We start from the raw sequence: 13180 nt of genomic DNA on the forward strand, positions 1-13180 counted from the left end.
TTTCGCGGGTAAACCCGCTCCTACACAGACCGTTGTAGGAGCGGGTTCACCCGCGAAAGGGCCAATCCTGATTTCCCCTTTCAAGAGCCACCCATGACCACCTACTCCGCCCCCCTGCGCGACATGCGCTTCATCCTGCACGACGTCTTCAACGCCCCGGCCCTGTGGGCCCGCTTGCCCGCCCTGGCCGAGCGCATCGACGCCGACACCGCCGACGCCATCCTTGAAGAAGCGGCCAAGGTTACCGCCCAGCTGATCGCCCCACTCAGCCGCAACGGCGACGAACAAGGCGTGCACTTCGACGCCGGCTCAGTCACCACCCCCGACGGCTTCCGAGAGGCCTGGCACACTTACCGCGAAGGCGGCTGGGTCGGCCTGGGCGGCAACCCCGAACATGGCGGCATGGGCATGCCAAAAATGCTCGGCGTGCTGTTCGAAGAAATGCTCTACGCCGCCGACTGCAGCTTCAGCCTGTATTCGGCGCTGAGCGCCGGCAGCTGCCTGGCAATCGATGCCCATGCCAGCGAGGCGCTCAAGGCCACGTACCTGCCGCCGCTGTACGAGGGCCGCTGGGCCGGCACCATGTGCCTGACCGAACCCCAGGCCGGTACCGACCTAGGGCTGATCCGCAGCCGCGCCGAACCCCAGGCCGATGGCAGCTACCGCATCAGTGGCAGCAAAATCTTCATTACCGGCGGCGAACAGGACCTGACCGAGAACATCGTCCACCTGGTGCTGGCCAAGCTACCGGATGCGCCTGCCGGCGCCAAAGGCATCTCGCTGTTTCTGGTGCCCAAGTACCTGGTCGAGGCCGATGGCCGCCTGGGCGCACGCAACGCCGCCCATTGCGGTTCGATCGAGCACAAGATGGGTATCAAGGCCTCGGCCACCTGCGTGATGAACTTCGACGGTGCCACCGGTTACCTGGTCGGCGAACCGAACAAAGGCCTGGCAGCGATGTTCACCATGATGAACTACGAGCGCCTGTCCATCGGCATCCAGGGCATCGGTTGTGCCGAAGCCTCCTACCAGAGCGCCGCCCGTTACGCCAACGAGCGCCTGCAAAGCCGCGCCGCCAGTGGCCCGCAGGCACAGGACAAGGCAGCCGACCCGATCATCCAGCACGGCGATGTTCGGCGCATGCTGCTGACCATGCGCACCCTCACCGAAGGTGGCCGGGCGTTTGCCGCCTACGTCGGCCAGCAACTGGACCTGGCGCGCTATGCCGAAGATGCCGGTGAGCGCGAGCATGCCCAGCGCCTGGTGGCGCTGCTGACCCCGGTGGCCAAGGCGTTCTTCACCGACAATGGCCTGGAAAGCTGTGTACTCGGCCAGCAGGTGTATGGCGGCCATGGCTACATTCGTGAATGGGGCCAGGAGCAACGGGTGCGTGATGTGCGCATTGCGCAGATCTATGAAGGCACCAATGGTATCCAGGCCCTGGACCTGCTCGGGCGCAAGGTGCTGGCCGACGGCGGCCAGGCGCTGGCCAGCTTTGCTGCCGAAGTGCGGGCGTTCAGCGTGGGCGCGCCTCTGCACCGCGAGGCCTTGCAGGCCAGCCTGGCGCGGCTGGAGGCGACCAGCGCCTGGCTGCGGGCGCGGGCGGCTGAAGACGCCAACCTGGTCAGTGCGGTGGCGGTGGAGTACCTGCAGCTGTTCGGGCTGACTGCGTATGCCTATATGTGGGCGCGGATGGCTGCGGTGGCGTTGGCCAGGCGTGATGAAGATGCGGCGTTTTATGGGGCGAAGCTTGCGTGTGCGGCGTTCTTCTTCCAGCGGGTGTTGCCGCGGGGGTTGGGGCTGGAGGCCAGCATTCGGGCGGGTAGTGGCAGCCTTTATGGGCTGGAGGCGGCGCAGTTCTGATGGACCGCCGGGGGCGCTTTGCGCCCCTTTCGCGACACAAGGCCGCTCCTACAGAGGAACGCGACAACCTCGCGGCTGGGCGTTGCCCCTGTAGGAGCGGCCTTGTGTCGCGATAGGGCTGCAAAGCAGCCCCATACGATCGCGTGCGCGAAAGGTTCTCAAACGCCGAAAAACCGTTGCAAATCCGACGAAAAACCGGCACAACTGATAGTCATTCGCCATTACGCCGGTTCTCGGGGGCCCTTCAGCAAGGGTAGAATGCGCAAAACCCGGAGCCGCAATGAACCACGACCGCCTCAATCCCAGCCCAGACGATGCCATCACCGACGCCGCCGCGCACTGGTGCATGCGCCTGCATGCCGAAGATTGCACGGCAGCCGAGCGTGAGGCGTTCGCCCGCTGGCTGGCGGCCGACCCGCGGCATGCCGAGGAATACCAGGCGATGCTGGAAATCTGGCAAACCGCCGACCTGCTGCCGCGCACGGCCACAGTCATCGACTTCAACCCTACGGCCAAGCCAGCCAGGCGCCCGCGTAGCTGGCGGCCGCTGGCTTCGGCCGCCGCCATCGCCCTGGCGGTGCTGCCGCTGGCCGGCTGGGTGGGCTGGGAGCAAGGATGGCTGCCTAACCACTACCAGCATTTCGAAGCCGGCGACCGCATGCAAACGGTGGAGCTGAGCGACGGCAGCACGGTACAGCTCAACCTCAATACCGAGCTTACCTACCTCAACTACAAGGACCAGCGCCAGGTCACGCTCAAGCGTGGCGAGGCGTTCTTCAAGGTCCAGCACGACAGCAGCCACCCGTTCATCGTGCATGCCGGCCGCGGCCAGACGCGGGTGACCGGCACCCAGTTCAACGTGTGGAAGTACCAGGACCAGGTCAAGGTCACCCTGGTGGAAGGCTCGGTACTGGTTTCCAGTGATGGCAGCGCCGGCGGTTACCGCCTTGGCCCTGGCATGCAGGCCAGCTACCACAAAGGTGACTTCGAGCCACAGCTGGAGCAAAACGACGACTACGGTAACAGCCTGGCGTGGCGCAACGGCAAGCTGGTGCTCGACAACCTGAGCCTGGAACAGGCGTTGCCGGTGATCAACCGCTACCTCGACGCGCCCTTGCTGCTGGCCGATGCCAGCACCGGGCGCATCCGCATCAGCGGCATCTACAACACCCGTGAAGTGGCGCGCCTGGTCAACAACCTGCCCAAGGTGCTGCCGGTCTACCTGACCCGCAGCAAGGACGGCAGCACCGTGCTCAACCGCATCTCGCCGCCGCCCGGCAAGGGCTAACGCCCTCCCCGCCTTACAAGGTCATCGCCGCCAGCCAGCCGAACGCCAGCAGCGGCAGGTTGTAATGGATGAATGTCGGGACCACGGTGTCCCAGATGTGGTGGTGCTGGCCATCCACGTTCAGGCCCGAGGTCGGGCCCAGGGTCGAGTCCGACGCTGGCGACCCCGCATCCCCCAAGGCACCGGCAGTACCGACGATGCACACCGTGGCCAGCGGGTCGAAGCCCAGTTGCACGCACAGTGGCACGAAGATCGCGGCCAGGATCGGCACGGTGGAGAACGACGAGCCAATGCCCATGGTCACCAGCAGGCCCACCAGCAGCATCAGCAAGGCGCCGACACCCTTGCTGTGGTCGATCCACTGCGCCGAGGTTTCCACCAGGCTCTTCACTTCACCGGTGGCTTTCATTACGTCGGCAAAGCCGGACGCGGCAATCATGATGAAGCCGATCATGGCCATCATCTTCATGCCTTCGGTGAACAGGTCGTCGGTGTCCTTCCACTTGACGATGCCCGACAACGAGAAGATCAGGAAGCCGACCATGGCGCCGATGATCATCGAGTCCAGCAGCAACTGGACGATGAAGGCGGCAGCAATTGCCAGCCCGGCCACCATCAGGGTCAGCGGGTTGTACTGCACGCTCACCTGCTCTACCTGTTCGATGCGCGCCAGGTCGTAGTCACGCTTCTTGCGGTAGCTGATGAACACGGCCAGCAACAGGCCGACGAGCATGCCGGCAGCCGGAATGGCCATGGCGTGGGTGACGTTGACACCGCTCACGTCGACACCCGCGCGGGCAACGTTGGCCAGCAGGATCTCGTTGAGGAAGATATTGCCAAAGCCCACCGGCAGGAACATGTACGGGGTGATCAGGCCGAAGGTAATCACACAGGCGATCAGCCGGCGGTCAATGCGCAGACGGGTCAGCACGTACAGCAGCGGCGGCACCAGCAGCGGGATGAAGGCAATGTGGATGGGCAGGATGTTCTGCGACGACACGGCCACCGTCAGCATCAGGCCGATCATCAGCCATTTGACCTTGCCGCCGTTGGCGTGGCCTTGACGGTCGATCATGGCCAGGGCGCGGTCGGCCAAGGCATGGGCCAGCCCGGACTTGGCGATGGCCACGGCAAAGGCGCCGAGCAGTGCGTAGGACAACGCCACCGTAGCCCCGCCACCCAGGCCACCGTTGAAGGCCTTGAGCGTGCCTTCGATGCCCAGGCCACCGACCAGCCCACCGACCAGCGCACCGATGATCAGGGCGATGACCACGTGCACGCGGGACAGGCTGAGTATCAGCATGATGCCGACCGCGGCGATCACTGCATTCATGGTTGGCTTACCTCATTACGACAGAAAAAAGCGCGAACTCTGAAGCAGTGGGGGGCAGATGTCAAAAATGCCATGTTGCGGCGGGTTTCACAGGGGGCTGGATTTTAAATTGAATGTTTGAATAAAGAAAAAAGGGCGTGGGCCGATACAGGGTGGGGTTTGGGGTGCCTGGCTGGAGATTTCTGGTGCCTGTGAGATCGAGCGCCGCCCGCGCGGCGCTTCGCGGGGCAAGCCCGCTCCCACAGTCTGTTTCGGGCCAGTCACTCCTGTGAGGTCACCACTGTCCGCCTTGTTTGTCCCCTTCGATATCTGAAGGGGACGCAACTGCTTTGCATTGATCTTCAATCATGCACCAAGGCGGGCAGCGGTAATTGCACAGGACAGATTGGCCCGAAACAGACTGTGGGAGCGGGCTTGTCCCGCGAAGCGCCGCGCGGGCGGCGCTCGATCTCGCAGGCACCAAATACCTCAAGGCAGGCTCCTCTCAGCCCCAACCCAGCCCCAAAGCCATAACCCTTACTGCCCAAAAAAGGGACCCACCCCATGCCTTTGCGACAACTTTCCATCCAGTGGAAAATCACCCTGCTCGCCGGTCTCTGTCTGGCCGGCATCGTCACCTTGCTCGTCGGCCTGTCGCTGTACCGCATGGACCACAGCTCGGACCTGGTCAAGGCCAGCAGCATGCAGATGCTGACCGAAGCCGCGCAGTCGCGCATCGAGTCGCAAGGTGAAGTGCAGGCGCTGAACATCCGCCGCCAGTTCATGGACGCCTACCAGTACGGCGCCGGGTTCGCCCGCCAGGTGCTGTTCTTGCGTGAACAGGCAGAAAAACGCTTTCTCGATGCCTTCGACCTGCGCGAGGACATGACCCGCCAGGTGCGCGCAGCCCTGCAAGCCAACCCCGACCTGCTCGGCCTGTCGCTGGTATTCGAACCCAACGCACTGGACAACAAGGACAGCCTGTTTGCCGGCAAGGCGGAACTGGGCAGCAACGAAACCGGGCGCTTCGCCCTGTACTGGTCACAACCGCGTGCCGGCCAGTTGACCTCGATGGCCCTGCCCGAACACGATATGGCCAACAGTGAGATTGGCCCCAGCGGTCAGCCGGCCAACACCTGGTGGGTGTGCCCGCGCAACACCGGCAAGGTGTGCGTGGTGGAGCCCTACTTCTACAACATCGACGGCCAGCAAGTGCTGATGACCAGCATCGTCTTTCCGCTGGCGGTCAACGGTAAGATCATTGCCACCCTGTCCATCGACATCAACCTCAACAGCCTGCAGGCGCTGAGCCAGGAGGCCAGCCGCAGCCTGTACGAAGGCCGCACCACGGTCGGCATCCTTAGCCCGGTCGGCCTGCTGGCGGGCTACAGCGCCGACGCCAGCAAGCTTGCCCAGCGCTTCGACCAGGTCGACCCGGCCAACGGCGCCGAGCTGGTGCGCAAGCTGGCCGACGGCAAACTGAGCATCCTCCACGACCAGCAGCGCCTGAAGGTACTGGCGGCGTTCCCGCCGATCCCCGACGCACAACCCTGGGGCGTATTGCTGGATGTACCGGAAAGCGCCCTGACCGGGCCGGCCGAAACGCTGAAGCAGGAGCTGGACGCCCTGAACACCAGCGGCACCCTGCTGGAGCTGGGCCTGGGCCTGGCTGCCGCGATTGCCGGCCTGCTGATGGTGTGGCTGATGGCCCGCGGGGTTACCCGGCCGATCCTGGGCGTGGCCGCCATGCTCAAGGACATCGCCAGCGGCGAAGGCGACCTGACCCGCCGCCTGACCTACCAGAAGCAGGACGAGCTGGGTGAACTGGCCGGCTGGTTCAACCGCTTCCTCGACAAGCTGCAGCCGACCATCGCCGAGGTCAAACGCTCGGTGCAGGCCGCCCGTGGCACTGCCGACCAGTCCTCGGCAATTGCCACCGAAACCAGTGCCGGCATGGAGCAGCAGTACCGCCAGGTCGACCAGGTGGCCACCGCCTCGCATGAAATGAGCGCCACTGCCCAGGACGTCGCCCGTAGCGCTGCCCAGGCTGCGCAGGCCGCGCGCGATGCCGACCAGGCCACCCGCGAAGGCCTGGCGGTGATCGAGCGCACCACCACCAGCATCGATGCCCTGGCCGCCAACATGAGCGACGCCATGGCCGAAGTCGAGGGCCTTGCGCAAAACAGCGAGAAGATCGGCTCGGTGCTGGAGGTGATCCGCTCGATCGCCGAGCAGACCAACTTGCTGGCACTCAACGCCGCCATCGAGGCCGCCCGCGCCGGTGAGGCCGGTCGTGGCTTTGCCGTAGTCGCCGACGAGGTACGCAACCTGGCCCAGCGCACCCAGGAATCGGTGGAAGAAACCCGCCAGGTGATCGAAGCACTGCAAAACGGCACCCGCGAAGTGGTCGGCGCCATGGACCACAGCCACCGCCAGGCACAGGGTGGTGTCCAGCAGGTTGGCCAGGCGGTTACCGCGCTGCAGCGCATTGGCCAGGCCGTCACGGTGATCACCGACATGAACCTGCAGATTGCCTCCGCTGCCGAAGAGCAAAGCGCGGTCGCCGAGGAAATCAACAGCAACGTGGCGACCATCCGCGATGTCACCGAATCGCTGTCGGGCCAGGCCAACGAATCGGCGCGGGTCAGCCAGTCGCTGAACAGCCTGGCCAACCAGCAGCAGGCGCTGATGGACCAGTTCCGCGTCTGAGGCCAACGGGGCCATGCCAGTGGCCCCGAAAACTGGCAAAACCGCGTCGTCTACACTTGCCCCACTGTCGACGACGAGGTGTCCATGAAAAGAATTCCAGCGCTGCTGGCCGGGCTGCTGTTGACTGCGGGCCTGGCCAGCACCGATAGCGCCGCCTCTGCAGAGCAGCCCGCGCCCATCCACTTTGGTGCCATTGGCTGGGAAAGCGGCGCACTCACCACCGAGATTTTGCGGCTGATCGTGGAGCGCGGCTACGGCTACCCCACCGACACCCTGCCCGGCAGCACCGTCAGCATGGAAGTGGCGCTGGCCCGTAACGACCTGCAGGTAATCGCCGAAGAATGGGCCGGGCGCAGCCCTGCGTGGGTCAAGGCCGAACAGGCCGGCCAGGTGTTCGCCCTGGGCGACACGGTCAAGAACGCTGAAGAAGGCTGGTGGGTGCCGGCCTATGTGATTGAAGGCGACGCGTCACGCAACCTGAAGCCCATGGCGCCCGAGCTGCGCAAGGTCGAAGACCTCAAGCGCTACCCACAGGTGTTCCGCGACCCGGAGTCGCCCGACAAGGGGCGTTTTCTCAACAGCCCCAGCGGCTGGACTTCCGAAACCGTCAACAGCCAGAAGCTCAAGGCCTATGGCCTGAATGAGCTGTATAGCAATTTCCGCAGTGGCTCCGGTGCGGCGATGGATGCAGAAATCGGTTCGGCCATCCGCCGTGGTCAACCGGTGCTGTTCTACTACTGGAACCCGACCCCGCTGATGGGCCGATACAAGCTTATCCGGCTGGAAGAGCCGCCCTTCGACGCCCAGGCCTGGGCTACCCTGACCGATGCCGCCAACCCTAACCCCAAGGGCAGCAGTTCGCTACCGGCGAAGCTGTCGATTGGCGTATCCAAGGTCTTTCGTGAACGCTACCCGGACCTGGTCAGCGCGTTCGAAAAAGTCGACCTGCCGATCGATCGCCTGAACAAGGCGCTGGCCAAAATGAGCGAAAAACGCACCCCGCCGCGTGACGCTGCGCTCACCTTCCTACGCGATAACCGCGATGTGTGGAAGGCCTGGCTGCCTGCCGACATCGCCGCCAAGGTCGAGGGCAGCCTGTGAGCGACGGTTTTCCGCAAGCCCTGCAGTTTTCCTTTGCCGACAGCGTCAACCGCCTGGTCGACTGGCTGGTGATGAACTACGGCGACCACTTGCGCAGCGTCTCCGATCGGTTGCTGCAGCTGCTGGTCGGCCTGGAGAACCTGCTGCGCCTGCTGCCCTGGTGGCTGCTGCTGTTGCTGGTCGGGCTGCTGGCCTGGCATGCCAGCCGCAGCCTGCTGCGTAGCGTGGTGCTGGTGGCGCTGCTGGCACTGATCGGCATGCTCGGCTTGTGGGACAAACTGCTGCAGACCCTGGCGCTGGTGCTGGTCAGTACCGGCTTGTGTGTGCTGGTAGGCGTACCGCTGGGCATCTTGCTCGCGTCCCGTCCGATGGCCAGGCGGCTGCTGCTACCGGTGCTGGATGTGATGCAGACGCTGCCGGCATTTGTGTACCTGATCCCGGTGCTGATGTTGTTCGGCCTGGGCAAGGTGCCGGCGGTGTTCGCCACGCTGATCTATGCCCTGCCACCCCTGGTGCGGCTGACCGAACTGGGCCTGAGCCAGATCGACCCTTCGTTGCTGCAGGCCGCACATGGTCTGGGCGCCAGCCGCTGGCAGCGCTTGCGCCGCATCGCGTTGCCGCTGGCGCTGCCGAGCATCATGGCCGGGCTCAACCAGTCGGTGATGATGGCCCTGTCGATGGTGGTGGTGGCGTCGATGATCGGTGCCCGCGGGCTGGGCGAGGATGTGCTGGCGGGGATCCAGACCCTGAATGTTGGCCAGGGCGTGGAGGCCGGGCTGGCAATTGTTGCCCTGGCCATGGTGATCGACCGGATCAGCCAGGCCTATGGGCGTGCTGCACGCAACGGCTGACACCATCCGCTGTAGGAGCGGCCTTGCCGGGGCGCCGGACCGGTCGGATGGGGCGCGCAGCGGCCCCTTGATTTCAGCTTCGCCGCAGATATTGCCGGGGCTGCTTTGCAGCCCGATCGCGACACAAGGCCGCTCCTACAGGGGTTGGCGCGAGGCACGATATTTATTGCTGGCGATAGGTCCGGGCCTGACAATGCAACCCTGTCAGCTGCAACCGGATCTCTTCGGCATGTCCCTCAAAGCCCTGCGCACCCTGGTGACCATCGCCCGTCATGGCACCTTCGCCCGTGCCGCCGACCTGCTCAGCCTCACCCCCTCGGCAGTGAGCCTGCACATCAAGACCCTCGAAGACGAACTGCAGGTCACCTTGTTCGACCGCAGCCGCAGGCAGGTGGTGCTGACCGAAGCCGGCCAGCTGGCGGTGGCCCGCGCCGAAAGCATACTGGCGGCCTACGACGAACTGGCCGATGCCCTGGCCAGCGGCCCGAGCCTGCGCGGCCGCCTGCGCCTGGGGGCGATCCACACGGTACTGGCGCGGCGCCTGCCCAAGGCACTGGTGTGGATCAAGGCGCACCACCCGCAGTTGCACATCAGCGTGGCGTCGGGCATGTCGGCGGAGCTGGCACGACGCGTGGAGGATGGTGAGCTGGATGCGGCGATCACCACTGAGCCGGTCAGCCCCTACCCGCAAAACCTCGACTTCACGCCCTTGTTCGAAGACCGCTTCTGGGCCATTGCCAGCCCCGAACTGGCCGGGCATAGCGTGGCGCAATTGCTGGCCAGCCAGCCATTCCTGCGCTTCGACAAGCGGGCCTGGGCCGGGCGGCAGATCGAGCAGGAACTGCGCCGCCAGCATATGCAGGTAAGCGAGCAGATGGAACTGGACAGCCAGGAGGCCTTGGCGCGCATGGCAGTGATGGGCCTAGGGGTGGCGATCATTCCCATGGCGGATGACGACCTGCTGCGCCTGCCGCCGGCCACCTGCCTGCCGTTTGGCGAGCCGCAACTGACCCGGCGGGTGGTGTTGCTGGAGCATCAAAAAAGCCAGCGCCGGCACTTGAGTGCGGTGTTGAAGACTGCGCTGGAGGTTTGAGCCCTCATCACGAAAGCTGTCGCGGTCCCTGTAGGAGCGGCTTTAGCCGCGAACACCGGCAAAGCCGGTGCCATCCACCGCGTGAGCTTCTTCGCGCGTAAGCCCGCTCCCACAGGTAAAGTGCAGCCGCAAGTGGCAGTACTGAGTGCAATCATTCATTTTTCCTCAACAGTCAGTGCAGAAAACAACGTTTTTACAAATCAATCCGTGTAGCTAGTCTGTGCCCGTACCCGTCCACGGAACGCTGACCATGCTGCATTTGCTGCTGACCACCCTGCTGCCGATCATCCTGCTGATTGCCCTGGGCACGTTCCTGCGCCTGCGGGGCTTTCTTGCCGAAAGCTTCTGGCCCGGCGCCGAGCGCCTGAGCTACTACGTGCTGCTGCCGTCGCTGTTCCTGCATGGCCTCGCCACCGCCAACCTCGATGGCGTGCCAATACTGGGCATGGTCGGCGCACTGATGCTCTCCACCCTGGCCGGCGCAGTATTGCTGGTGCTGTACCAGGGCGTGGTGAGCCACGACGGTGCCGACTTCACCTCGGTGTTTCAAGGCGGTATCCGCTTCAACAACTACATCGGTGCCACCCTGGCCGCCGGCATCTACGGCAGTGCCGGTATCGCCCTGGCGGCGGTGGCCAATGCGGCCATCGTGCCCCTGGTGAACCTGCTTTGCGTGCTGATATTCGCCCGCTTCAGCGCCCGCCACAGTTCACCCGTCACCGTGCTGCGGGCTATCTTCGCCAACCCGCTGATTGTCGGCTGCGCGGGCGGGCTGCTGCTGCGGGTGACAGGGCTGGGCTTGCCAGCGGGTATCGAGCCTACGGTCAAAGCCCTGGGCCAGGCCGCCCTGCCGCTGGGCCTGCTGTGCGTCGGCGCGGCACTCGGTGGCGCCAGCCTGGGCCAGCAGGTGCGCCCATTGATGGCCGCATCGGCGTTCAAGTTTCTGGTCATGCCACTGACCACCTGGGGCCTGTGCCGCCTGCTGGGCCTGAGTGGCCAAGCGGCCGTGGTGGCGGTGTTGTTCCAGGCGCTGCCCACTGCTTCGTCGTCCTATGTGATGGCCCGGCAAATGGGTGGCAATGCTCCACTGATGGCGACCATCATCGCCTTGCAGACCGTTGTCGCTGCCGCCACCCTGCCTTTGGTATTAATGCTTACGCTTGACTAGACTGAGCCTCAGCCCACAGTTCGGACGCTTGCCCATGCGCTTTTCGTGGATGGTGATCGGCTTGACCTCGGCCCTGCTCGCAGGCCCACTGAATGCGGCCGACCCGGCCAAGGCCGCAGTCGCTGAAGACAAGGCTGAAGTGCTTGAGGAAAAGGTGGTCGAAGACGCCTCGCCGCCGAAGAAGGCAGAGAAACTGACCCCGAGCGAAGCCCAGGCGGTCGACCCGGCCGGCCAGGCGCCGCTGGACGACAGCCTCACCTGCCTGGCCCGCACCCTCTACTGGGAAGCCAAGGGCGCCGACGCCGAAGACATGAGCGCCGTGGCCAGCGTGGTGCTCAACCGCCTGGGCCATGACGGGTTCCCCGACACCATCTGCGGCGTGGTCAAGCAGGGCGTGGAGAGCAAGGCCTGCCAGTTTTCCTGGTGGTGCGACGGGCGCTCCGACCAGGTCGAGGAAGCGCAGCGCTACGACGTCGCCAAGGAGATTGCGCGCAAGGCGCTGAACCAGCAATTGAAGGACCCCACCGGTGGCGCGCTGTACTTCCATGACCGCAATGTGCACCCCAGTTGGGCCAAGGCCTACCGCCGCACTGCGCAGACGACACACTTCCTGTTTTACAAGCCGAACCAGGCGCTGGCGCGGTGAACTGCCTTCAACCGGGGTAACGCGATCCTTGTAGCGAACACCGGCAACGCCGGTGCCTGCACTGAGGGCGATACCAAGTGATCGCACTTTTCCGCGGGCCGATGGTCTACTCCCTCTTTTGCCGACAACATCGATTGTCGGCGTTTTCATTGCATCGCACGTTCCCGGGCCAAAAGCCGTGGGCTTGTGTAGGATGAGCAGCGCATACCACGACGCTGCCAGTCATAGGGAGATCCATATGCGCGTCCTGTCATCCGTTGCTGCCTTGTCGCTGGGCCTGCTGGTTTCGACCGGGGCATTGGCTGCCACCGGCGAAGAGGCGCAACTGATCGATTCGATCAATGTCTACCGCAGCAAGGCCCAACCCTGCGGCGGCGAGGCGTCGCTGGAGCTACCGCCGCTGAACAGCGATACCCGCCTGGCGCTTTCGCCAGAGGGCACCCGCGACCTGCAGCAGGCCATGACCCGCGCTGCCTACCCCATGGTCAATGTACAGGCCATCAGCCTGTCGGGGCCGCGTGATGCGCGCTCGGCCATGCATGCCATCGAAGAAAGCTTCTGCCAGGTGGTGCTCGACCCGCAATTCGTCGATATCGGCGTCAGCCAGGAAGGCCGTGACTGGCGTATCGTGCTGGCCCGGCCGCTGCTCAGCGGCCGCCTGGGCGACTGGCAGGCCGAGGGGCAGAAGGTGTTGCAGGAAATCAACGCCGCACGCAAGGTGCCGCGCCAATGCGGCGGCCAGCCGTTCGCCGCCGCCCCGCCATTAAGCTGGAGCACGGTGCTGGCCGGGGTTGCCGCCAACCACACGCGGGCCATGGCCAACCAGAACTTCTTCGACCACATCGACAAGGATGGCCGCACCCCCGGTGACCGGGCAGAGCTGGCCGGCTACCTGTACCAGCAAGTTGGGGAAAACATTGCAGCCGGGCGTGACACCGCACACAAGGTGGTCGAGGGCTGGCTGGACAGCCCGGGGCACTGCGCCACACTGATGAACCCGGACTTCCGTGAGCTGGGGGCTGCGTATGCGGTAGACCCGAAGAGCGATGCCGGGATTTACTGGACAGGGTTGTTCGGTACACCGCAGTAAGCCCGGCTGACGCGGTCCCTGTAGGAGCGGCCTTGTGTCGCGAACGGGCTGCAAAGCAG

10 protein-coding genes are annotated in these 13180 nt (G+C 64.8%); 9 read left to right on the forward strand and 1 reads right to left on the reverse strand.

What is annotated here, in order from left to right:
• Positions 1-93 precede the first annotated feature (93 nt).
• Both ACIP02_RS11520 and ACIP02_RS11525 read left to right on the forward strand, forming a co-directional pair.
• Positions 94-1863: an acyl-CoA dehydrogenase C-terminal domain-containing protein gene (locus ACIP02_RS11520; RefSeq protein WP_400616375.1), complete on the forward strand. Its 1770-nt coding sequence runs from the start codon at positions 94-96 to the stop codon at positions 1861-1863.
• A 280-nt stretch (positions 1864-2143) separates the two neighbouring features.
• The gene (locus ACIP02_RS11525; protein ID WP_400616377.1) at positions 2144-3151 is read left to right on the forward strand and encodes a FecR family protein; all 1008 of its coding nucleotides are present in this window, start codon (positions 2144-2146) and stop codon (positions 3149-3151) included.
• Positions 3152-3164: 13 nt separating this feature from the next.
• Here ACIP02_RS11525 and ACIP02_RS11530 read toward each other — a convergent pair whose 3' ends face one another.
• Complete coding sequence (locus ACIP02_RS11530) at positions 3165-4484, reverse strand: Na+/H+ antiporter family protein (protein WP_400616379.1); 1320 nt, start codon at positions 4482-4484, stop codon at positions 3165-3167.
• Between the two features lie 543 nt (positions 4485-5027).
• Here ACIP02_RS11530 and ACIP02_RS11535 point away from each other — a divergent pair.
• The 7 genes from ACIP02_RS11535 (at position 5028) to ACIP02_RS11565 (ending at position 13121) form a co-directional block, all read left to right on the forward strand.
• Complete coding sequence (locus ACIP02_RS11535) at positions 5028-7172, forward strand: methyl-accepting chemotaxis protein (RefSeq protein WP_400616381.1); 2145 nt, start codon at positions 5028-5030, stop codon at positions 7170-7172.
• Positions 7173-7256: 84 nt separating this feature from the next.
• Positions 7257-8273, forward strand: coding sequence for an ABC transporter substrate-binding protein (locus ACIP02_RS11540; RefSeq protein WP_400616384.1), 1017 nt, complete (start codon positions 7257-7259; stop codon positions 8271-8273).
• Positions 8270-9124 (forward strand): ABC transporter permease, encoded by an 855-nt coding sequence (locus tag ACIP02_RS11545; protein WP_400616386.1) that lies wholly within the window; start codon positions 8270-8272, stop codon positions 9122-9124. Before ACIP02_RS11540 ends, ACIP02_RS11545 begins: the two co-directional genes overlap by 4 nt.
• Before the next feature lie 229 nt (positions 9125-9353).
• On the forward strand, positions 9354-10217 hold the full coding sequence (locus ACIP02_RS11550; RefSeq protein ID WP_400616388.1) for a LysR family transcriptional regulator: 864 nt from the start codon (positions 9354-9356) through the stop codon (positions 10215-10217).
• 250 nt (positions 10218-10467) lie between these two features.
• Positions 10468-11385 carry an AEC family transporter gene (locus ACIP02_RS11555; RefSeq protein ID WP_400616391.1) on the forward strand — a complete coding sequence of 306 codons (918 nt, stop codon included), beginning with the start codon at positions 10468-10470 and terminating at the stop codon, positions 11383-11385.
• Positions 11386-11419: 34 nt separating this feature from the next.
• Positions 11420-12031 carry a cell wall hydrolase gene (locus ACIP02_RS11560; RefSeq protein WP_400616393.1) on the forward strand — a complete coding sequence of 204 codons (612 nt, stop codon included), beginning with the start codon at positions 11420-11422 and terminating at the stop codon, positions 12029-12031.
• A 238-nt stretch (positions 12032-12269) separates the two neighbouring features.
• On the forward strand, positions 12270-13121 hold the full coding sequence (locus ACIP02_RS11565; RefSeq protein WP_400616395.1) for a CAP domain-containing protein: 852 nt from the start codon (positions 12270-12272) through the stop codon (positions 13119-13121).
• The last annotated feature ends 59 nt before the right edge of the window (positions 13122-13180 follow it).

The organism is Pseudomonas sp. NPDC089408, assembly GCF_044749445.1.
GTDB lineage: Bacteria > Pseudomonadota > Gammaproteobacteria > Pseudomonadales > Pseudomonadaceae > Aquipseudomonas.